The sequence below is a fragment of the Streptomyces sp. NPDC104367 genome (assembly GCF_055583825.1).
In genome coordinates this window covers 1-22,248 of sequence record NZ_JBVJND010000064.1, presented here as the reverse complement: position 1 = coordinate 22,248, position 22,248 = coordinate 1, and the positions used below count along the sequence as shown (strand labels likewise).

The following is a 22,248-nucleotide window of genomic DNA, read 5'->3' as shown; positions in this document are numbered from 1 at the left end:
TCAGGGGGAGGAGGGTTGGCTTCAGGAGTGAGTACCGGCCCCACCTGGGGAACTTGGGTTCTAACGGTGGTTGCAACACCTGACCCTGCGGGGTGTTGCGATGGCCAAGCCGCGTCGAACATCGAAGAAGCGCGGACCTGCTCCGTTGGCGGACAAGCGTGATCATTACCTTCGCCTCATGGCGCAAGGGATGAGCAACTCGGCGGCGTGCCGCGAGGTGGGGACCAACCGCAGGACCGGGACTCGCTGGCGATACGGACGCAAGGAAGTCGACCGGACCGGGCGCGAGCGCGTCTACGCGCCGATCACCGAGGAGCGGCGTCACGACGGGACTTCGGACCGGTTCCTTGCCGAGGACGAGCGGTTCGTCATCGCCGATCTGCTCCGGACCGGGAACTCGCTGCGCGCGATCGCCCGGGAGCTCAGCCGGAGCCCGGCCACGATCAGCCGGGAGGTACGGCGCAACAGCGACCCGCGCACCGGCAAGTACCACCCCTTCCAGGCGCAGCGCCGGGCGGCCGTACGCCGCGCCCGCTCGAAGGAGGGCAAGATACGGCGTGACCCGGAGTTGAAGGAGTTCATCCAGCAGCGCCTGGACCGGCGATGGAGCCCGGAGCAGATCTGCCAGGCCCTGCGCACCGCGTTCCCGGACGAGCCCGAGCGGCACCTCGCGCACGAAACCGTCTACCAGGCCGTCCATCTGCCGCACCGCGGCGGCCTGGAACGCACCCCCGGCCTCCTGCGCACCGGCCGGCCCGCTCGCCGTCGACGCCGCCGGCCCGACGAGCGCGCCACCCGGTTCATCGACCCCGGCACCTTGATCAGCCACCGCCCAGACGAGCTCAACGACCGTCGGAAAGCGGGCAGTTGGGAGGGCGACCTGATCGTCGGCAAGGGCAACCAGTACGCGATCGGCACCCTGGTCGACCGGTCCACCCGCTACGTCAAACTCCTCCACCTGCCCGGCGGACGGGGCTCCGAGCAGGTCCGCGACGCGCTCGTCCACGCCCTCGGCGGCCTCCACGCCGAGCTGGCCCGCTCGGTGACCTGGGATCAGGGCAGCGAGATGAGCCGACATGACGAGTTCACCCGCGCCACCGGCATCCCGGTCTACTTCTGCGAGCCCGCCAGCCCGTGGCAACGCGGCTCGAACGAGAACACGAACGGCCTGCTGCGCCAGTACTTTCCAAAGAGCACCGACCTGTCCGTGTTCGGCGCCGAGGACCTCGCCTTCGTCGCCGCCGAACTCAACAGCCGCCCCCGCAAGACCCTCAACTGGAACACCCCCGCGAACCTCTTCGCTAAGCTCGTCGCAACACTGGAATGATCACCGTGTTGCGACGATGACTGGAATCCGCCCTCCGTCAGTCCGTCGGTGTGCGCAATGCGGCTATGACGCCCCCGTCCACGAGCAGGTCGGTGCCGGTGATGAACCCGGCTTCAGGACTAAGCAGGAAGGACGCGGCGGCCGCGATGTCATCGGGGGTACCGAGGCGCTTCGCCGCCGATGCCCCCACCATCGCCCGCATCTGCTCCCCGTTGTCGCCGGCCAGTTCCTCCTGTGCCATCGGCGTCGAGATGACGCCCGGACTGATCGAGTTGATCCTGGCGCCGTGCTCGCCCCAGAATACGGCCGATGCCTGCACCCGCAGTATGTTCGCCCGCTTGGCCAGCGAATACGCCGCCCCGGAGTCGTTCAGCGCGTCCGGGCCGAGGAACGGCAGCGCCAGGAGATCGGGGGTCGGCGTGACGGCGAGTGCTCGCTCCTGCTCAGTGGGCAGACCGGTGACCATGTGTCCCGCCATGCTGGCGATCACCACACCCGCACCACCGGGTGCCATGACGTTCGCGAACGCTTCGAGCACGAGCGCCACGCCGAGCAGATCGACGCGCAGGATCGCCCTTGTGGGCGCCTGAACGGCCGAGAGGCCCGCGGTGTGGGCGAGGTGCGTGACCGGCCCCAGCCCTGCCGCGGTCTCGGCGAGTTCGATCACCGAGTCCCGGTCGGAGACGTCGACGCGGCGCGTCGTGACGCCGTGGCCCTCGCCGCACAGCAGGTCCGCTGCGGCCTCCAGCGTCGCCTCGTTGTGATCGGCGAGCAGCAGGTGCCGCCCGCTTCCCGTTCGGCGGGCGATCGCCTGTCCCATACCGCCCACTCCGATGACGACCACGATGCCCTTGTCCATGCTGGCTCCCGATGCCGAGGGATAATTAAATTACGGAACGTATTGTAAATAGTGCCACACCCGGCTTACGGTCGTGTCATGGCAGCGAAACAACCCGGCAGGCCCCGTAGTACTGTCGCCCACCAGGCGATCCTGGAGGCCGCCCGTGATCTGCTCACCGCGCACGGTTACGAGCGGATGACGATGGAGGCCATCGCGGCCCGGGCCGGGGTGAGCAAGCCGACCCTCTACCGGCGGTGGCCGACCAAATCGGCAGTCGTGGCCGAAGCCGTACTCGCCGGCCACCTCACGGCGACGACTGCTCCGCCGGCCGACAGCGGCGATGTGGCGGAGGATCTCCGCGAGTGGCTGCGCCTGCAGTTCGAGTGGCTCGACAGCCCGGCGGTGAGCGGGCTGATCCGCGGCCTTACCGCCGCGGCGGTCGACAGCGACATCGACGCCGCGCGACTCTACGACCACCTCACCGGCCCTGGTCGGGAGCAGCTGAAGGACCGGCTCGCCGCCGGAGTACGACAGGGGCAGCTGCGTCCCGACGCCGACCTCGACACGGTGGCCGACACCGTCGGGGGCACGCTGCTCTACCGCGCGATCACCCGCAGCCCCGCGGCCGTGGACACGGCCGATACCGAAGCCGACGCCGACCGTCTGCTCGACCTCCTCCTCACCGGCATCGCGCAGCCGTCGGCCGTCGCCTCATAGCCGTCCGGTGACGGCAGGGGTTCCGGCTGAGATCCCCGTCCGGTGGCGAAGGGGCCCGGCCTCGACCAGGCGGCCCGCCGCGCACCTCACCAAGTCCCCCGCACGTACCAAGAGCAAGGAGCATGGCCATGAGTGACCCGCAACGCCCGGCCGTCCGCCTTCCCGGGCGCGACATCCCGGTTCCCTCATCCGTGAGCCGCGAGGCGCAGGCCGTCCTCGCGCTGGGTAAGGCGGGGCCGCCCCACCAGTGGCCCGCCTCACCCATTCCGGCCGTCGAGGACAAGGACGGATGGCGCAAGATGGTCGCCGCCCACGAGGCGTCGGTACTGGAGCTCTTCGCACAGTTCGGTGACGCGATCGCACCCAGCGGTGACACCGTCGAGGAGGTCGATCTCGGCGGCTTCCCCGTGTATGTGGTCACTCCCGCCGCGGTGCCCTCCGGCGACCGGCGCGTGTATCTCGATCTTCACGGCGGGGCCTGGACCCTGGGCAGCGGTCCGATGTGCCGGGCCACCGCGGCGATCACGGCCGCCACGGTGGGTGCCCGGGTGTGGGCGGTCGACTACCGGATGCCTCCCGACCACCCCTTCCCGGTACCGCTGGACGACTGCCTCACCGCCTATCGCGCGCTCCTGGCTGAACACAGCCCCGACGAGATCGTTGTCGGGGGCGTCTCGGCAGGCGGGAACCTTGCGGCCGCGCTGATCCTGCGAGCTCGTGACGAGGGCCTCCCGCTCCCGGCGGGGGTGGTGCTCAACACTCCCGCCACCGACCTCACCATGGCGGGCGACACCTGGCAGACCAACCTCGGCCTGGACGTCGTACTGACGGCCAACGCGTTGCCCGCGGCCCAGCTCTACGCGGACGGCCACGACCCGCGCGACCCTTACATCTCCCCGCTCTTCGGCGACCTGAGCGGCTTCCCTCCCACCCTCCTGCTGTCCGGTACCCGGGACCTACTGCTGTCGGACACCGTGCGCATGCACCGGGCGCTGCACACCGCCGGGGTGCCGGCCGAACTGCACGTGTTCGAAGCAGGCGGACACGGCATGTTCCTCGGACAGGCTCCGGAGGACCGCGAACACGCCGGGGAGATCCGTCGGTTCGCCGAAACACGCTGGAGCGCCACGAGCCGTTCGTAGGAACCGGCGAGGGCGCCCGCCCCCCAAAAAAAGAAGGCAGCCGTGGCTTCGGTTCCGCGCCCGCGGCTCCGGGCCGAACGGCAAGCAGAAGGCCGGACCGGGGCTCAGCAGGAGAGGCGTACCGATCGCGGTCGAGGTGACGGACTTTGGCGGCTCTGTCGTGCCCCGACTTCGCGGGAACGATCGAGAACGTCCACCGGCCCTCGGGAGAGCGTGCGCCTCCGGCCCACACCGATCCGAACATCGAGCTGCCTCGGAAGTCTCCGAGAGCGCGCGACAGGTGTCCCCGATGGTCCGCAGACGCCCTGACCCGAGGATCGTCCGCCGAACCGGACCGCCAACCCCGTTGCGGACGACGATCCGCAGTCGAAATACCAGCACTCGAAAGGAACCGTGAAGAAATGCGAACCCTCAAGGACAAGTGCATCATCGTCGCAGGCAGCGCCACGGGCATCGGCGCCGAAACGGCCAAGCGGCTCGCCGCGGAAGGTGCCCGGGTACACCTCGGTGACGTGAACAGGAGCGGCGCCGCCGCGGTGGCCGAGGAGATCCGTTCCACCGGAGCCACCGCGACCAGCGGGTACTACGACCTGTACGACGCGGAGTCCATAGAGAGCCTGGTGACGACCGCCGTCGAGCAGTGGGGAGGACGGCTCGACGGCGTGGCCAACGTCGCGGCGGACGTCTCACCGGCCACCGCCGGCCGCGATCTGGAGCTGCTCACCATGGATGTGTCCGTCTGGGAACGAACCAACAGGGCCAATCTGATCGGCACCGCCCTCGTGATGAAGAACGCCATCCCGCACATGGTGGCGTCCGGAGGAGGGTCGATCGTCAACGTGACCTCGGGCGCTGCCCAGTACGGTGAGGAAATTCGCGTGGCGTACGCGGCTTCGAAGGCCGGTATCAACTCGATCACCCGGCACGTCGCCCGTACCCACGGCCCGAGTGGCATCCGGGCGAACGCGGTCAGCCCCGGCGCGATCCTCACGGAGACCGCGCTGCGCAGCTTCAGCGAGGAGATGAAGGCGGGGATCCTGTCGTCACTGCCGCTGCCCAGGCACGGCCGACCCGACGACATCGCGAGCGTGATCGCGTTCCTGCTCTCCGACGATACGGAGTGGATCACCGGACAGGTGTGGAGCGTCAACGGAGGCGGTGTCTTCCGGGAGTAGCCGGCTCTCGTCGGACGCTCCCCCGCAGCGGGTCAACGTGCCACGCCAAAGCAGGGGCAGCTCCGAACAGCAGCCGCGCCGCGGGCAGATCGTCCTCCTGATCCCGCAGGTCCCTTCCGCGGCCGCTCGCACCAGAGCACACAACCTCCTCCGGCGCCGCGGGGCCGTACGGCGCACCGGTTCATCACAGCTGGACAGCTGATATCGGCCGATGTCACATGCATACGGGGTTCACGCCCCCGCGGCGCGATTCATACATTTGCCGCCTCGCCTGTTGTTGGCGCCATCTGCACGAAAGGCCTGATTCGTGGGTCGTCCCGAAAGACCAGTGGACCCGGAGGCCGGTCCCGTACAGCGGCTCGCCCACGAGCTCAGGGAGTTGCGGCGCGCCGCCGGCGGTACGCCGTACCGGACCATGGCGCGGGCGGCGGGGTTCTCGGTGACGGCCCTCGCCCAGGCGGCGGGCGGAGAACGGCTGCCGTCGCTGGCGGTCCTCCAGGGGTATGTGCGGGCATGCGGCGGCGATCCGGCCGAGTGGGAGCTGCTGTGGAAGGCGGCGGAACGTGAGACCGCGCAAGTGTCGGAACGTGACGAGGCCGACGCCTCGCCGCCGTACCGGGGACTGGCACGGTTCGACGTGGACCACCGCGAGCTGTTCTTCGGCCGGGACGGGCTGGTCGAGGAGGTGTCCGAGCTGGTGTGCCGTCGGCGGTTCGCGGTGCTGTTCGGCGCGTCCGGCAGCGGCAAGTCCTCGCTGCTGCGGGCCGGTCTGATCCCGCGTCTCCAGGAGGAGATAGCACTCCGCGACCGCCCGGGGGCACTGCGGATCCTCACCCCGGGCTCCAGGCCCGCCACGACGTACGGGCACCTGTTGACGCCGGCCGAGGACGAACCGGAGAGCTGGGTGGTCGTGGACCAGTTCGAGGAGGTCTTCACACTCTGCCGGGACCAGAACGAGCAGAATCGTTTCATCGATTTGTTGCTCGCCGCCCGGCGGCCGGACAGCCGGCTGCACGTGCTCATCGCCGTACGCGCCGACTTCTACGCCCGGTGCACCGAGCAACCGGGCCTGGCGGATTCCCTGCGGGGCGCCGGAATGCCGGTCCGGCCGATGACGGCGGACGAACTGCGCGAGGCGGTGACCAGACCGGCGCAGGCGGCCGGGCTCCTGGTGGAACGGGAGTTGACCGCGCGCATCGTCGAGGAGGTCCTCAACCAGCCCGGCGCCCTGCCCATGCTCTCGCACGCCCTGCTGGAGACCTGGCGGCGGCGCAGGGGCCGGCTGCTGTCCCTCGCCGCGTACGAGGCGGCCGGCGGGGTGCGCGGTGCGATCGCGGCCACCGCCGAGGAGGTGTACGCGCAGCTGTCCCCCGGCCAGGCCCGCGCCGCCCGGCAGCTGCTGCTGCGGCTGATCGAGCCCGGTCAGGGCAGCGCGGACACCCGGCGCCCGCTCACCCGGGCCGAACTGGACGAATGGACGGATCCCGAGGTCCCGCCCATCGTGGCACGGCTGGCCGAGGCGAGACTGCTCACCGCGGACGAGAACGGTGTCCAGCTGGCCCACGAAGCGCTGATCACCAGCTGGCCCCGGCTGCGTGGGTGGATCGATCAGGACCGGGAACGACTGCGGCGCCACCGGAGCCTGACGGAGGCGGCGCGCACCTGGCAGGAGCACGATCACGACCCCGGCGCCCTGTACCGGGGCGTACGCCTGGTCCGCGCGGCGGAGCTGTTCGCGGACGACGATTCACTGACCGTCTCGGAACGGGCGTTCCTGCGGACCGCGTTGGAGGCCCGCAAGGCCGAGGAAGGCGCCGCGGCCCGCGCCGTCCGCCGCTCCCGGGTGCTGCTCGGCTCGCTGTCCACCGTACTGGCGGTGGCACTGGTGGCCGGCCTGGCAGCCTGGCAGCAGCACCGCGACAGCGAGCGGCAACGCATCGACACCGCCGCCCGCCGCGTCGCCACCGTCGCCGACTCCCTGCGCACGACCGACCCGCGGACCGCGATGCTGCTCGGCCTCGCCGCCTGGCGAGTCTCCCCGCTGCCCGAGTCCCGCCGCGCCCTGCTCGGTTCCCTCGCCCAGCCAGAGCAGGACAACTTCACGGCCCCCGCGGCGAGCGATCAGGCCACGCTGTTCCTCGCCCGCTCCGGCCGCACCCTGCTCGACGTCGACGGCCGCACCTGGAGCACCTGGGACGTCACCACCCGGCGCCGCACCGCCACGGGACGGCTGCCGGCCGGCAGCGTACTCGCCGCCGGCCCGGACGCCCGCGTGATCGCCGTCGACGACGGCACCGGCGTACGGCTGTGGGACACGGCCACCGGCCACTGGACCGGCGCGCCGGCGGATGTGAACGCCGGCGTGGACTTCGGTGCCAGTGACCGCAGTTACGTGCAGATCGGGATGGACGACCAGCAGGACCAGGTGCGCTCCGTCACGGACGGCCACGTGCTCTTCGAGACCCGGGGCGCCAGTCAGGGAAGGGTCGTCCCGGGCCCCGACGACCGGCTGGTGGCGGTCTGCCCCACCGGGAAGACCCCCGAGGTCTGGGACACCGGTACCGGCCGCGCCCTGCCCGGGTCCTGGGCGGACGCCCGCGGCAGCTGTGACGCCGACCAGGCGACTCTCGCGTTCGACGGTGCGCGGCTCGCGAGCCTCTCCGCGAACGCGGTGCGCGTCTGGGACGTCGCGTCGGGCCGCCGGATCGCCGACCTCGACGACCCGGGCGTGGGAGACGCGGCCTTCAGCACGGACAGTGACTTCATCGCCACCGCCGACAACCAAGAGATCAAGGTCTGGAGACTGTCGGATCCCGACGCGCCGGTGTTCCGGTACTCCTTGAACAACCAGCAGCTGGTGTACGGCGGCCTCGCGTGGGATCCCGACCGCCCCGTCCTGCGCTTCCTCGAAGGCGGTACGGTCCACTCCCTCGACCTCACGGCGGCCGTCTCCGCCGCCTGGCTCGAACATCCCGTCGCCGCGGAACGGCTCAGCCCGGACGGGCGTACCCTCGCCACCGCCGAACGCACCGGTGCCGATTACCGGTTCCAGCTCTGCGACACCCGCGACGGCCGGGTCCTGCGGACGCTGCCTCCCCCGTCGCCGCCGGTCTCCGCCGACCCCACGTTGCCGCTATCCCCATCGGACGTGGCGCCCCTGCTGGCGTTCAGCCCCGACGACAGCACCCTCGCCTACGGGGTCTTCGCCTCGGCCTCGGCAGCGGCACCGCAACGCGCGACCCTCTGGGACCTGGCCCGCCACCGCACCCGCACCACCCTGGATCTAGCGACCGCGAAATCCGCCTCAGGCGTCGCCGCTCTCGCCCTGGGGCCCGGCGGCCGTACCCTCTACACCGCCCGCTCCACGATCCTCGGCGAGCTGAGCAACGAGACCTGGAACACCGTCCGCCGCCGCAGGACCGCGGTCCTGCCCGGCCGGGGCGGCGCCTATCTGGCCGTCCGGCCCGACGGCGGCCTCCTCGTCAGCGACGAGCGGGCCGTCCGTGGGGGCAGGTCCGTCGCCCATGACCTGGTCCAGGGCGACCTGATCGGAGCCCTCGCCTTCGCCCCCGACGGCTCCCGCCTGGCGGCCGGCGATCTGACGGGCCGGGTGGCCCTGTGGGACGGCACGCTCCGGCACCGCACGGGCATCCTGCGGAATGTCTTTCCGGTACCGCTCGACAACATCACGGAAGCGGTCGGCGCCGTGGCGTTCAGCCCCGACGGCCGCACCCTGGCCGTGGGCGGCAACGCGGGCACGCTCCAACTCTGGGACACCGCCACCCAGCAGCCCCTCGGCGGCCCCCTAACCACCCCCGGCGAGAGCATCGACACGCTGGCCTTCAGCGCCGACAGCCGCACGCTCTACGCCGGCAGCGCCCACGTCCCGCTCCAGCGGTACACCGTGGATCCCGCTCGGTCCGTCGCTCAGGTCTGCACCCGGGTCGGCGGCGCGGACCTCACCAGGGAACAGTGGGGCACCTACCTCCCCGACGTGCCGTACCGGACGGTCTGCGGGGACCGGACCGTGCCGGACACGTCGGCGGCGGACCATCGGTGACACGAACCGGATGAGGGCCCGTCCGCCGACAGCCACGGCCGCGAGCGCATCGCCGACAGTCCGTCGAGGTCCTCGATCGCAACTGGGGTATCCGCTGTGCTGACGGCTCATGGGACTCTGGTGGTCGACCGTCGGCGGCCGTCCCGTCCCGAGCCGGGCCCCAGCAGGCTCGCTCTGGCGGAAAACACGTGGGGCGAGGCCCAAGGCCTCGCCCCACGGTGGCTGCGGGTACTGCTCAGCCGAAGATCCCGAACTCCTTGCTGTTGGCCCAGTGACTGTTATTGATACTCGTCACGGTCAGTCTGAGGTAGCGCCAGGTACCGGAGACGAAATCGGTGACGGACGAACTGGTGGTGACACCCGCGGAGTGGTCCGCCAGCGTCGTCCAGGTGCTGTTGTCCGTCGACCCCTGCACCGTGTACTTGTACGTGGAACCGTCGGTCTCCGCGAACCGCTGCCGGACCGCGGTCAGCGCCTTCGCACTGCCCAGATCCACCGTCAGCGACTGCGGGAATGTACCGTTGCCCGCGGTCCACTGCGTGCTGGTGTCACCGTCCACGGCCTTCGCGGCACCCTGCCCCGTGTAGGAGGACGTCGCGCTCGCCGAACCGCTCGTCGCCAGGTTCTGGGTCGGGCCGAAGATCTCGAACTCCTTGCTGTTGGCCCAGTGGCTCTTGTTGACGCCCGTGACGGTGAGCTTCACGTAGCGCCAAGTGCCGGTGACGCTGTCGGTCACGGGCGAACTCGTGGTGACACCCGCCGAGTGGTCCACGAGCGTCGTCCAGGTGCTGTTGTCCGTCGACCCCTGCACCGTGTAGTTGTACGTGGAACCGTCGGTCTCCGCGAACCGCTGCCGGACCGCGGTCAGCGCCTTCGCACTGCCCAGATCCACCGTCAGCGACTGCGGGAACGTGCCGTCGCTCGCGGTCCACTGCGTGCTGGTACTGCCGTCCACGGCCAGCGCGGCACCCTGTCCGCTGAAGAACGAGGACGCGCTCGCCGAAGCGTTCAGCGCCAGGTTCTTGACCGGGGTGACGTTGCCGACCCTCAGTAGTTCGCCGGGGTTGATCTGGATGTCGCCGCTGCCGGAGACGGTCCTGCTGCCGGTGGAGACCCAGGTGCCGCTGCTGTCGAAGGAGCCGACCTGCGCCGTCGCCGTCGCCGAACCGAGGTTGAAGGTGGCCGAGGTGCCGGTGTCGGAGGCCAGGTAGTAGCTGTCGCTGGCGCTGTCGTAGAGCGCGAGACCGATGGACCCGTCCGAGGTGCTGTAGGAGACCTTGGCGCCGTCGACGACCGACGTACCCGTGTAGCTGGTGGCGGGGGTGTCGGTGGCGATGTTGAAGCCGGCCATGTCCTGCGGCAGCGCCGTCGCCACGAGCTGGGGCATCTTGTTGATCGCGGTGTTGAACCGCTTGATCCGCTGGGTCCCCGGCGGCATGGTGGGGATGGTGCCGAGCGTCCAGGTCGTGTAGCTGGGGAATCCGTTGGCGGGGATGCCGTACAGCGAGTGGGTGGAGTCCGCCCAGGAGTCGTTCATCTGCCAGAAGTTGATGAACCCGCCGTTGACGAGGGCGGTCGCCTCGATCGAGGACAGGGCCGGGTTGGTGCTGTAGGTCTCCGGGACGTAGGCGATGTCCGACTTGGTCGCGGTGTCCTTCACCGCGGCGGCGATGTCGGAGACCTGGAAGTGGTAGTCGTCAGGCCCCACGAAGTCGATGTTCGGCAGGGCGTTGATGTCGCCGCTGGAGATACGGCTGCCGGAGAGGTTGACCCGGGTGGCGACGACGTAGTTCGAGCTCTTGACGGCCCCGCCCAGCTGGTCGATCAGGCTGAGCCACAGCGCGTGCTGGGTGGTCCAGGTCGAGGTGTTGTTGTTGGGCTCGTTGTAGACCTGGAACATGATGGTCTGGTGGGTGGTGTCGACCGTCGCCAGGTGGTCGAACATGGCCTTGACCGCGGTGCGTTCGCTGCTGAAGAGGTAGTTGGCGTCGTCGTAGTGGCTGTCTCCCGTGATCGGCAGGTACGGGAAGACCTCCTCGCCGTTCGTTCCGTCGCCCCAGTACTTCGCCTGGTCCTGAAGGTAGGCGGGCACGGACGTCATGAACCCGTGGGTGCTGCCGGGGAGGATTCCTCCGCCGCAGCCGTTGGCGCCCCACCAGACGATGTCGATCTTCAGGTTGTACTTCTTGGCCCAGCTGACGTACTTGTCGATCAGGGTCCAGTCGTACACGCCCTGGGTGGTGGGCTCGATCTGGTTCCAGGCGAGCTCGATCTGGATGGTGCTGAAGCCGGCCGCCGCGGCCTTCTCGAAGGTGTTCTCCAGCCAGTCCTGCGGAAGGATCCGCGTGGACTGGTCGGTGGGGATGGGGCTCATGTTGCCGTTGCCGTAGGTCTGCCATTCACCGAAGGACTGCACTCCGTTGATGGTGAACGGCTTTCCGTCGACCTGCAGGTAGCCCTTGCTCCCGTTCTTGGCCACCTGCGAGACGACGACGGAGGCGGCGTGGGCCTCCGGCTGTATCACGACCAGGCTCGCGCTCAGGGCGGTAAGTGGCAGGAGTACTCGGGCGATGGTGCGCATGCGGCTCATGCGTGTTCCTTATGTCAGTTGGCGATCCAACGGTGGAGACAAACGACTGCGAGCGTCCTGAGGGCGGCTGGCCACCGGCCGCCGCCCACCACGGACGTGTCCCTCCCCTGTTCCTTTCTCGAACGGTGCGTCAGACGTGGGTGAGACGCTCGAAGCGCGGGATGCGTGCGAGATCGCAACGCACCCGCACGGTCGTGGGGCCTTCGACGACCTCGCCGTCGTCACCGCGCCAGTGGCCCGCCGGGAGGGCGACGGTCCGCTCCCTCGCGCCCTTCGCGAGCACGGGCGCCACGATGAGGTCGGGGCCGAGGAAGAACTGGTCGGCGACGTCGTCCAGGCCATCGGCGTGGTAGGCCATCGGGCGCACGATCGGTTCACCGGTGACAGCGGCCTCGTCCATGAGACCGAGGATGAGCGGCAGATGGGAGGCGCGGACGGCCAGCGCCTCGCGCACTGCCGCGAGATGGACATCGTCAAGGACGCGGGCGGGCGCGACCGAGAACTGCATCATCGGGCTGAGGGCGGCGAGCTGGGCGTACCGGACGAAGAACTCCTGGTCCGTCGTGCCCTGCTCGCCCATCGCGACGATCTCGCCGCCGCCGATCATGTCGGGGCAGGTGAAGGGGTAGCCGAGCATGCTCTGGGCGAGCATCTCAGGGACGAGCGACCCGATCCCGTCCGGCCCCCACAGCGGCGGCTTGTCCTGCAGCCGCTGCCCGAGCGGCTGGCCCCCCATCCGCCAGCACGCGCGGTACTCGTTGAAGGGGTAGCGCAGCCCCACCCGCGCCCATGCCTCGCACAGGTCGACCGGCTCGGCCGGCCTGGCCGTCAGGTCGTCCGCGCGGTAGTCGCGGATGTCTCCGGCGTCGAACTTGAAACCGTCGACACCCATCTCGGCCACGAGGGCGTCGAGCTGGTCCGTCATCCACGCGGTGGCCGCGGGGTTGGTGACGTCCAGGAGCGCGCTGAACCCGTTCCACCAGCGGCGGACCGCCGTGTCGCCGTTCCGGTCCCGGATCAGCAGGTTCTTGCCCTCCAGCTCCCGGAAGGCGGCGGAGTCGGGGCTGACGAACGGGACGACCCACAGCATGACCGAGAAGCCCCAGTGGTGCAGCTGCCGGATCATGGCCGCCGGGTCGGGAAAGCGGGCGCCGTCGAAGCGCCAGGTGCCGTAGTCCGGCGACCAGGAGTCGTCGATCATCAGGACACCGGGGGGCATCCCCGCGGCAAGGAGGTCCGCGGCGAAGCGCAGGACGGCATCCTGTGTCGGCGTGTACGGCAACTCGATCCAGGTGTTGTACTGCGGCCCGGTGAACAGCTGCCGTGCGGGAGCCCGGCCCGCCGGGGGAAAGAAGCGGCGGGCGGCCGACCGGTACGCCTCCCGCAGGTTACCGCCGCCCCGGTAGACGTGGATGTCACGTCCCGACACCCGCAGCAGGCCGCCCTCGATGCCTTCGAACGCGAACCTGAAGGGCCGGTCCGACCAGATCACCCGCCCGTGCGTCGAGATCAGCAGCGGGCTGCTCTGGTTCGACGGCGCGGCCTCACCGGACTCGTGCCGCTCGGCGGCGCCGAGATCGCGTACGAACGGCCGCTCGCCGAATGGCATCAGCAGGCCATCCACGGCCGAGCCGCCCCACCAGCGCTCGCCCGCTTCGAGGATCAGGTCCGCTTCGTTCACGGTGTACTCCGCGAGGATGTCCGCAGGCGGAGCAGGCACAGGATGGGAGGACATCGTCACAACCTTCGACAGGAGGCGCCGGGCCGGAGGCCGGGCGCACAGACAGTCAGCGCGATACGTATCGCGCGATACGAATCGCCATTAGGGCAGACAGTCGGGAGAAAAGCAATATCCACGCAACACCCAGGCCACAGGAAGATGCCTACTCCGGGGCGCGAGGGTCGGCTAGCGTATCGGGACATGGCACGAGACGAACGATCGCCGGACCAGCGAAACGGCCGGTCAGCGCCCACGAGCAAGGACGTCGCCGCGCTCGCCGGTGTGGCACAGAGCACGGTGTCCGCGGTCATGAGCGGCAAGCGGGCCGTGTCCGCCGAGACGCGCGCGCGGGTGGAGCAGGCGATGCGCGAACTGCGCTACCAGCCCAACGCGGGCGCCCGGACGCTGCGTACCGCCAAGACGAACGTGGTCGCGCTGATCGTGCACCTCGGCCCCAAGGCCGATGCGGCCGAATCGGTCCCGTACATCGACACCATCATCGAGCAGGCACGGCGCAACGACTACGAGGTGGTCCTGAGCACGGTGCGGGAGGGCCCGGACGGCATCGCCCGCCTGGCCGGCCGTTCGATCTGCGACGCCTTCGTCCTCATGGACATCCAGCCGGAGGACGACAGGATCCCGGCGGCACACGACCTGGGCCTGCCCGTGGTCCTCGTCGGCCGTCCGAGAGATCCGCAGGGCCTGGACGTGGTCGACTTCGACACCCGGCGCTCGGCCGAACTGCTCGTGGACGAGCTCGCCATAACCGGGCACCGGCACATCGCTGTCGTGGGAGAACCCACCGGCGAGCAGGAACGATTCCAGTTCGTGCTCGACTTCCACGACGCCGCCCGCGACCGGGCCGCCCTGCACGGAATCGAACTGACCGTCGTCCCGCGCGCCTCCGACTGCTGGGACGGCATGGTCGGCTGCGCGGATCAGCTCCTCGCCCACCGGGACGGCAGGCTGGGGCTGATCGCCCGTGCCCCGCGAGTCACCGAATGGCTGGTCAGGCTGCTGTACGCCCGGAATCTCGTCCCCGGCCGGGATGTCTCGCTCGTCAGCTTCTGCACGGACGACACCGCACGGTCGTACGCGCGGCCGATCACCAATGTCTCGCCCCGACCGTACGCGGTGTCCGCTCTGGCGATGGAGCTGCTCTTCGAGCGCCTGGCGGGCGCCGACGGTCCACCCCGCCTGGAACTTGTCGAGCCCAAGGGCCTGGTGCGTCGCGCCACGACCGCCCTGTTCGTCGAAGAGGGCCGATAGAGGCGCTCGGAGCACGTCACGAAAGCGCGCCGACAGGTCTCGAAACGACGAAGAACGCAACAGCCCCTTGATGCGGCTTAACGGCTATGTCATAGTCACGGCACGCAAGCGATACGTATCGCTCGATTCCTCGGAGTACGACGCGCCGCATCCGCGAGGCCGAGAAACCCCTCGTCCTTCGGCTGCTCCTGCCTGCCGATATCGAGCGGACGTCGGCCCAGCCGTGTGAGCGGCCGCCGAGCAGTGCGCATATCTCGTCGGCCCACACCTCGCCGGCACCTCAACAGAACGTCAGCCATCGGCGCTGCGAGCCGGGCACCAGCCAATCAGGAGATGTGATGCGGAGTCGAAGAGAGATCGTCGCGGGACTTGCCGCTATGACCATGACCGCCACGTTGGCCGCCTGCGGCGGCGGAACGGGCGGATCCAGCGGCAAGACCACCATCACCTACTTCTCGTGGAACAACGAGAAGGTGATGACCCCGATCGTCCAGGCCTTCGAGAAGGCCAATCCGACGGTGAACGTCGATCTCAGCACGGCGCAGGGCCAGGCGAACGACTACGCGCAGACGCTGACCACGCGGATCGCGGGCAACCAGGTCCCCGACGTCTTCCACATGTCGATCGAGACCCGCAGTGCGGTCATGGACGGGGGCTACGCCCGCGACCTGACGCACGAGTCCTTCATGAAGGGCATCGACCCGACGGCCTCCACGCTGTACACCCGGGACGGCAAGGTGTACGGCATGGCGCCGACGGCCTGGGCCGGCGGCATCGTCTACAACAAGAAGCTGCTGGCCAAGGTCGGCTACAGCTCGGTGCCGACCACCTGGGACGCGTTCCTGAAGATGGGCGAGAAGCTGAAGGCCTCCGGGGTCACGGCGTACATGGAGGACCCCAGCGTCGTCTCCGGGTCCTTCGGTCCGATGCTCGGCGGCTACTACGCAAAGCAGGGCGTCAAGACGGGCGACGACGCGATCTTCGACGGGACGAAGACCTTCGAGGAGGTCTGGACCCCGCTGATCAAGCAGTGGGACCGCATGGTCACCACGGGCGTGATGCCGAAGAACGTGGTCGGGGTCAACGCGGACCAGATCAAGCAGTCCTTCATGACGGGCCAGCTCGCGATGTTCCGCTCCGGTCCCTGGGACTTCGCCGACCTCAACACCTCGGGCATCGACTACGCTGTGGCTCCGTTCCCGGCCCTTCCGGGCGGTGAGCCCTACGTCGGCGGCGGACCCGACTCGCCGTACGTGATCAGCTCGAAGATCTCCGGCGCGAAGCTGAAGGCCGCGGAGAAGTTCCTGTCCTTCATCAACAGCGCCGAGGGACTGAAGCTGGCCCAGAAGAACATCAACCAGATCTCCACTTCGGCCAACTACGACAGTACGGTCGCCCCGCAGATCCAGGACGTCTACAAGAGGTACATCAAGACCGGCAAGTACTACTGGGTCAACTGGCCCAAGGGCGGCACGGTCATGGGCGAGGAGATCGCCGCGCAGTGGCAGCTGCTGATCCAGGGCAAGGAGTCGCCGAAGTCCGTGGCCCAAAACCTCGACAAGAAGTGGAAGTCCCAGTGACCCAGGTGGACATCCCACCGACCGCCCAGGTCCGGGCCGCCGCGCACACCAAGGCGCGGCGGCCCGGCCGGCCGGCCGCCGGCCGGAACTGGGCGCCGGCGGCGTTCCTGCTCCCCATCGCCGCGGTTTTCGTGGTCCTGTTCGCGGTGCCCCTGGCCCAGACGATCTACTACTCGTTCACGGACTTCAACGGCTTCTCCGCGGACGTGCGTCTCGTCGGCCTCGCGAACTACCGCACGATCTTCAACGACCCCTCGCTGCTGACCGGTCTCGGGTTCACGCTCCTGTTCGCGATCTCCACCACCGTGCTGATCACGGCACTGGCGATCCCGCTCGCCGTCGTACTGAACCGGAAGTTCTTCGGGCGCAGCCTGGTCCGCACGATCTTCTTCTTCGTGGGCGTGCCGTCCCAGGTGATCCTCGGCCTGGTGTGGCAGTACATCTTCTCCCCGCTGAACAACGGCGCGCTCAACTCGGTCCTGGCGAAGTTCGGCATGGATCCGGTGCCCTGGCTGGCCGATTCCTCGATCGCCCGGGCCTGTGTCATCTTCGTCGCCGTCTGGGCGGGTGTCGGCTGGCACGCCATGCTGTACCTGGCTTACCTCCAGGCGATTCCGGCCGACCTGTACGAGCAGTCGCAGGTCGACGGGGCGAGCGGCCGGCAGCAGTTCTTCCACATCACCCTGCCGCAGCTGGTCCCGGCCGTCGTGGTGTCGTCCTTCCTTCTGATCACCAACGGTGTGAAGGTGTACGACCTCGCGTTCGCGATGACCAAGGGCGGCCCCGGGTACGCCACGAACACGATCACCCAGTCGATCATCGTCCAGGGGCTCTCGCAGTCGAACTACGGCGTCGGCTCGGCCCTCGCGGTCCTGTTCACCATCGCCTGCGTGGCCGTCATCCTCCTGCAGCTCAGTCTGGCCGGCGCCGTATCGAAGAGGTTCGCATGATCCGGACGCACGAAGGACGCGGCACCGTCCTCCGCTCGATCATCATGATCGCGCTGACGGCTGTCGTCGCGATCCCGCTCTACTACATCGTCATCAGCACGTTCAAGACGTCGATCGACATGGCCAGGTCCCCGCTGGGCCTGCCCAGCTCCTGGACCCTCGACAACTACGTCAACGTGTTCCGTACGTCCTCGGTCGTACGCAGCTTCACCAACACGCTGATCGTCACTGTGGCCGGTGTCGCCTTTCAGATCCTGATCGGCTCCATGGCCGCGTACGGCATGATCCTGCAGAAGAGCAGGCTCACCTCGGCGATGGGTGCGCTGCTGATGGTGGCGTTCTGCATCCCGATGCAGTCGACCCTCATCCCGCTGTACCGGATGGAGGCCTCCCTCAACCTGGTCAACAGCCTCCAGGGACTCGTCCTCATCTATCTGGGCAGCGCGATCTTCTGCTACTTCCTGATCGTCGGCTACATGCGCAAGCTGCCGATGTCCCTGCTGGAAGCAGCCAGGATCGACGGCGCCGGGCCCTTCCGGATCTACTGGCAGATCGTGCTGCCACTGATCCGGCCGATCCTCACCACCGTGATCGTCTTCCAGACCCTGTCGACGTGGAACGACTTCGTCTGGCCCAACGTCCTGCTGTCCTCGACCGACAAGCGCACGATCGTGCTGCAGGTCTACAACGCCGTCGGTCAGTTCAGTACCGACTGGCCTTCCTTCATGACCGTCACGGTGATCGCGCTGGTCCCCGTGTTCGTGTTCTTCGTGTTCTGCCAGAAGTGGATCGTCTCGGGCCTGGTCGCCGGCTCGGTGAAGGGCTGAGAGGAGATCGTCCGGTGAGCGGGCAACTGATCATGAGCGGCGTGCCGTGGTTCGACGACCGCGGGGAGACGGTGAACGCGCACGGCGCCTGCCTTCTCGAGCAGGACGGCCGCTACTACCTGTTCGGTGAGTACAAGACCGACGACCTCAACCGGTTCGCCGGGTTCAGCTGCTATTCCTCGCCGGATCTCGTGAACTGGCGGTTCGAGAGGATCGTGCTGCCGCAGCAGGAGAGCGGGCTCATGGGCCCCGGGCGGATCGGCGAGCGCGTCAAGGTCATGCGGTGCCCGTCGACCGGCAGGTACGTGATGTACATGCACTCCGACGACCTGTACTACATGGACCCGCACATCTGCGTGGCGACGAGCGACACGATCGACGGCGAGTACACCTTCGTCGGCGAGCTGGCGTACCGGGGCGAGCCGATCCGCAAGTGGGACATGGGCTCGTTCCAGGACGAGGACGGCACCGGGTACCTGCTGCTGCACGAGGGCGACATCTACCGGCTGAGCGAGGACTACCTCGTCGCCGAGGAACGCGTGGCCCAGGGCGTCGCCCGCGGCGGAGAGTCGCCGGCGATGCTCAAGCACGGCGGCCGGTACTTCCTGATGTGCTCCCACAAGACGAGCTGGGAGAGCAACGAGAACTTCCACCTGTCCGCGCCGGCCCTCGAAGGCCCCTGGACCTACCGCGGCCACTTCGCCCCCGACGGCAGCCTGACCTGCAACTCCCAGTGCACCTTCGCCTTCACCCTGCCCACCGGAGAGCCGGTGTACATGGGCGACCGCTGGTCCTTCCCGCACCAGGCCTCGGCGGCGACCTACGTATGGCAGCCGCTGGAGGTCGAGGACGACACCCTCTCCATCCCGGAGTTCCACGGCGCGTGGGATCCCCTGACCGGCCGGTCGGCCGAGTTCGCGGGGAAGGAGACCGAGATCGGCTTCTTCTCGGACACCCCGGGCGACGAGGTCGTGATCCCCTTCACCGGATCCCGCGTCGCCCTGGTGGGCCGGTCCCTCCCCGACGGCTCCTACGCCCGGGTGGAACTGACCGGCGCCGACGGCACGGTGGTCTCGTCCATCTACGTCACCTTCTACAGCAAGGTGCCGAACGACGGATACCGGTACCTCAGCCCGGTCCTCCCGCAGGGCGACCACGTCCTCAGGGTCACCGTCCTCGGTGAGCCCACCGAGTGGAGCGACAAGCGGGGCGAGCGCTTCGGTTCCGTAGGCACCCGTGTCACCGTCGACCGCGTCGTGGTGACCGACTGATACTCAGGCCGGGTGTGTGGGAAATAGGGGCCCGCACACCCGGCCTGTTCCAACGTGCAGCGGCTCCCGGGCCAAGGGCCCGGGAGCCGGTCGGGCATCGCGCCGGACACCTTACGACAGGTGGAGCGTCGTCCTCGCGGCGCTGGTCTTCGGGAGGTACGCGAGCTTCCAGTCCCATCCCGCGCTGCCCCGCTTGTAGTGGAGCTCGACCGACGAGTTCTTCTTCCACCAGTAGTTCCAGCCGGTGGCGCACGTGTGCGCGTTGACCGTCCAGACCGGGGAGTCGTCCCAGTCGTTGTACTGGTTGTAGCCCTTGACCCAGAACTTCTGCTGCACCGAGGCGTCGTTGCAGACCTCGACCTGTACGCCGGCGACGTCATCGGCGTGCGCTGCTCCGGCGGCCGCGAGACCGCCGAGAAGGCCGGTCGCGACGAGTGCGGTTACGGTGGCTTTTCTGAGAGTGCGCATGGGACCAACACCATTCCTTCGTTCGTTGGGCGGTACGTCGGGCCGGCGTGTGCCGGGGACCGGGATCAGCCGACTAGGCCTTGGGCACGCAGCCAGGTCCTGGCCGCCGCGGAAGGGGCCCGGCCCGCGTCGACGGACGCGGCGAGCTTGGCCAGTTCGGCCGTCGTCAGCAGGGCGTTGAGGCGGGCCAGCGCCTTTCTGGCGATCAGGTCCGCGGAGGGGGCTGCGGCGAGTGGGAGAACGTGCTCGGGTGGGAGCAGGCCCTTGGGATCGGCCAGGACGACGAGGTCGTCGCGGGTGATCGTGGGGTCCGTGCCGCGCAGTACCAGCACGTCGGCGGTCATCGACGTACCGGCCGGGGCGAGCGTGACGCCGTAGGCCTTCCGCAGCGACGAGACCGACGGGGCCCCGGGCTCCCGGGAGGCGGAGCCGCCGAGGGTCGCTCGGCGGCCGGCCTTCACGAGATCGGTGAGGCTGCGCAGTCTGAACCGGTGGGCGGTGGCCCGGGTGACGGCGAGGACCGGCCCGCGCTCGGCGGCGGCCGGCGGCAGCGCGTCGATTCCCATGGGCAGGTTCATGCTCAGCGTCGCCGCCATGTCGCCGGGCACGCTCCCACCGCCCGGCAGCGCACGCAGCAGTGTGCTCTCGTACGCGGGCGCGAGACCGAGTCGGCCCGTCAACACGGCACGTGCGGTGTCGGCGGGAGACGCGTAGGCGGTGGTCGCCATCCGCACCCGCACGCCCGCGGCCGCGAGGAGTTCGTCGTAGAGCGATGCCACGACGCGGCTCTCCGCGGACCGGTCCGTGCCGATCACCGTGGGGCCCTGACGGTCCCCGTACGCGCTGGTCGTGCCGTCACCGCCACCGCCGCCGTCCGCGCAGCCGGAGACCGCGAGGAGCGAGCAGACGGCCAGGGCGACGACACGCGGCGCAAGGCGCATTCCTCGCATCAGAGCGATACCTTTCGCTGCGCGGACCGCGGACGGTTCAGCGGCAGTGCTGGTTGTACTCGGTCGAGGTCATGCGCGCGTCCTTGAAGTTGATGTAGCCCTTCGAGGAGTCGTCCACGTTGTAGCCGGAGGACACGTAGTTCTTGATGTACCAGATGTAGTGGCCGTAGTAGCGCTTGCCGAAGTGGAGCTCGTACCAGCCGGTGGCCTGCTGCTTGGAGTTCCCGCGCTCGATCCAGCCCTTGGACCCCGCCGGGATGTTCAGCGTGTCGGATTCGGTGTCGGTGTGCGAGGTGGTCCAGTCGTGCCGGTAGGTCGTCTCGACCTCGGCCTCGTAGACACCCCAGAACTTGGCGCCGACGGAGATCGAGACGGCGACCGAGTTGGTGGCGGCGGTCGTGTCCGACCAGTCGATTCTGTGCTGGTTGGTCTGGCTCGCGCAGTTGTACGCGGTCCGTCCGACCTGGTGGCGCGGGCCGGTGTACTCCTGGTAGCTCTGCGGGTGGAACTGGCAGAGGTCGGCCCAGCTGCAGGCGTCCAGGAGTTCCTTAGGGGTGGGCGAGCTCGCCGCGAGGGACTGCGGCGCCGCCAGCAGTGACGCACCGAGGGTGAGGGCCGCCACGGTCCCTCCTGCCCGGAGCACTCGCTTGGCGGACGCGTTCTTGAGGGTTACGGATCCCATGAATGACTCCGTTGGGGGAGGCGCCGGGGGATGCCCGTCGGCGCCGGCCGAATACGAGGTTCCGGGCGGCCGGCGTCGTACCGGAGCCGCCCGGGACCGTGCCGCTGCGGTGCCGCGGGTCGGTCACGGATCACTCTTCGGTCGGCCGGGTTGTTTATCAACGCAGCTCAAGGCGGTAAACAACCCCGCCACGCCCGAAATCCGGCGCACTTCCCGCGTGTCACCCGGGCGTAACCACCCGTTCTTCGGAACGACCTGGGGCCCCGAAAACCGCGACGGGTTCACGTACCGCCGGTCGGCGCAGCCCGCCCCCCTCATGCCCTCTCGGAACGTCCCCCGTCGATCGTCACCACCGTGGCGTTGATGTACGACGCCTCGTCGGACAGCAGGAACGCGGCCAGGGCGGCGACCTCGTCCAGCCGGCCGAACCGCTTCACCGGGATCCGTTCGAGGGCATTGTCGATCTCTTCCGGGGCGCGTCGGCGGAGGGTGCGGAGCCGGTCGTCGAGCATCGGGGTCAGGATCGTGCCGGGCGCGATGGCGTTCACCGTGATCCCGAACGGGCCGTACTCCACGCCGGCGTTGCGGGTGAGGCCGACCACTCCGTGCTTGGACGCGTGGTAGTCGGATCCGAGGCCGTTGGCGCGGATGCCGAAGAGTGAGGCGGTGTTGAGCACTC

General features: G+C 69.1%; 17 protein-coding genes. 10 read left to right on the top strand and 7 right to left on the bottom strand.

Going from position 1 to position 22,248, the window contains the following annotated elements:
* The first annotated feature begins 190 nt into the window (after nucleotides 1–190).
* Nucleotides 191–1,327 (top strand): IS30 family transposase, encoded by a 1,137-nt coding sequence (locus ACZ619_RS44875; RefSeq protein WP_469611760.1) that lies wholly within the window; start codon nucleotides 191–193, stop codon nucleotides 1,325–1,327.
* Between the two features lie 37 nt (nucleotides 1,328–1,364).
* Here the strand turns inward: ACZ619_RS44875 and ACZ619_RS44870 are convergent, their stop codons facing one another.
* Nucleotides 1,365–2,186, bottom strand: coding sequence for an SDR family oxidoreductase (locus ACZ619_RS44870; RefSeq protein WP_469611759.1), 822 nt, complete (start codon nucleotides 2,184–2,186; stop codon nucleotides 1,365–1,367).
* 78 nt (nucleotides 2,187–2,264) lie between these two features.
* Between ACZ619_RS44870 and ACZ619_RS44865 the strand changes: the two genes are divergently transcribed.
* The 4 genes from ACZ619_RS44865 to ACZ619_RS44850 all read left to right on the top strand — a co-directional run bounded on the left by ACZ619_RS44865 (nucleotide 2,265) and on the right by ACZ619_RS44850 (nucleotide 9,262).
* Nucleotides 2,265–2,885 (top strand): TetR/AcrR family transcriptional regulator, encoded by a 621-nt coding sequence (locus ACZ619_RS44865; protein WP_469611758.1) that lies wholly within the window; start codon nucleotides 2,265–2,267, stop codon nucleotides 2,883–2,885.
* A 128-nt stretch (nucleotides 2,886–3,013) separates the two neighbouring features.
* A complete protein-coding gene (locus ACZ619_RS44860) occupies nucleotides 3,014–4,027 on the top strand; it encodes an alpha/beta hydrolase (protein ID WP_469611757.1) in 1,014 nt (337 codons plus the stop codon).
* A 401-nt stretch (nucleotides 4,028–4,428) separates the two neighbouring features.
* Nucleotides 4,429–5,202 carry an SDR family NAD(P)-dependent oxidoreductase gene (locus ACZ619_RS44855; protein WP_469611756.1) on the top strand — a complete coding sequence of 258 codons (774 nt, stop codon included), beginning with the start codon at nucleotides 4,429–4,431 and terminating at the stop codon, nucleotides 5,200–5,202.
* A 307-nt stretch (nucleotides 5,203–5,509) separates the two neighbouring features.
* Entirely contained in the window at nucleotides 5,510–9,262 is a 3,753-nt protein-coding gene (locus tag ACZ619_RS44850) for an nSTAND1 domain-containing NTPase (RefSeq protein ID WP_469611755.1), read from the top strand.
* Between the two features lie 235 nt (nucleotides 9,263–9,497).
* Here ACZ619_RS44850 and ACZ619_RS44845 read toward each other — a convergent pair whose 3' ends face one another.
* Together ACZ619_RS44845 and ACZ619_RS44840 are read right to left on the bottom strand one after the other, a co-directional pair.
* Nucleotides 9,498–11,852: a discoidin domain-containing protein gene (locus ACZ619_RS44845; RefSeq protein ID WP_469611754.1), complete on the bottom strand. Its 2,355-nt coding sequence runs from the start codon at nucleotides 11,850–11,852 to the stop codon at nucleotides 9,498–9,500.
* Between the two features lie 130 nt (nucleotides 11,853–11,982).
* Complete coding sequence (locus ACZ619_RS44840; protein WP_469611753.1) at nucleotides 11,983–13,533, bottom strand: glycoside hydrolase family 31 protein; 1,551 nt, start codon at nucleotides 13,531–13,533, stop codon at nucleotides 11,983–11,985.
* 240 nt (nucleotides 13,534–13,773) lie between these two features.
* On the opposite strand from ACZ619_RS44840, the gene ACZ619_RS44835 reads away from it, so the two are divergent.
* The 5 genes from ACZ619_RS44835 (at nucleotide 13,774) to ACZ619_RS44815 (ending at nucleotide 19,469) form a co-directional block, all read left to right on the top strand.
* Nucleotides 13,774–14,841 (top strand): LacI family DNA-binding transcriptional regulator, encoded by a 1,068-nt coding sequence (locus ACZ619_RS44835; RefSeq protein WP_469611752.1) that lies wholly within the window; start codon nucleotides 13,774–13,776, stop codon nucleotides 14,839–14,841.
* Between the two features lie 383 nt (nucleotides 14,842–15,224).
* Nucleotides 15,225–16,421, top strand: coding sequence for an ABC transporter substrate-binding protein (locus tag ACZ619_RS44830; protein ID WP_469611751.1), 1,197 nt, complete (start codon nucleotides 15,225–15,227; stop codon nucleotides 16,419–16,421).
* Nucleotides 16,418–17,371, top strand: a complete 954-nt coding sequence (locus ACZ619_RS44825; protein ID WP_469611750.1) for a carbohydrate ABC transporter permease — start codon at nucleotides 16,418–16,420, stop codon at nucleotides 17,369–17,371. Before ACZ619_RS44830 ends, ACZ619_RS44825 begins: the two co-directional genes overlap by 4 nt.
* On the top strand, nucleotides 17,368–18,198 hold the full coding sequence (locus ACZ619_RS44820; RefSeq protein ID WP_469611749.1) for a carbohydrate ABC transporter permease: 831 nt from the start codon (nucleotides 17,368–17,370) through the stop codon (nucleotides 18,196–18,198). The genes ACZ619_RS44825 and ACZ619_RS44820 overlap by 4 nt, the downstream gene beginning before the upstream one ends.
* Nucleotides 18,199–18,212: 14 nt before the next feature.
* Nucleotides 18,213–19,469: a family 43 glycosylhydrolase gene (locus tag ACZ619_RS44815; protein WP_469611748.1), complete on the top strand. Its 1,257-nt coding sequence runs from the start codon at nucleotides 18,213–18,215 to the stop codon at nucleotides 19,467–19,469.
* A 111-nt stretch (nucleotides 19,470–19,580) separates the two neighbouring features.
* On the opposite strand, the gene ACZ619_RS44810 is transcribed toward ACZ619_RS44815, so the two are convergent.
* The 4 genes from ACZ619_RS44810 to ACZ619_RS44795 form a co-directional block, all read right to left on the bottom strand.
* Complete coding sequence (locus ACZ619_RS44810) at nucleotides 19,581–19,937, bottom strand: hypothetical protein (RefSeq protein WP_469611747.1); 357 nt, start codon at nucleotides 19,935–19,937, stop codon at nucleotides 19,581–19,583.
* A 65-nt stretch (nucleotides 19,938–20,002) separates the two neighbouring features.
* On the bottom strand, nucleotides 20,003–20,878 hold the full coding sequence (locus ACZ619_RS44805) for a glycine betaine ABC transporter substrate-binding protein (protein WP_469611746.1): 876 nt from the start codon (nucleotides 20,876–20,878) through the stop codon (nucleotides 20,003–20,005).
* Nucleotides 20,879–20,924: 46 nt separating this feature from the next.
* Nucleotides 20,925–21,569 (bottom strand): hypothetical protein, encoded by a 645-nt coding sequence (locus tag ACZ619_RS44800; protein ID WP_469611745.1) that lies wholly within the window; start codon nucleotides 21,567–21,569, stop codon nucleotides 20,925–20,927.
* 314 nt (nucleotides 21,570–21,883) lie between these two features.
* On the bottom strand, nucleotides 21,884–22,248 hold a 365-nt coding region (locus ACZ619_RS44795), incomplete at its 5' end, for an SDR family oxidoreductase (protein ID WP_469611744.1).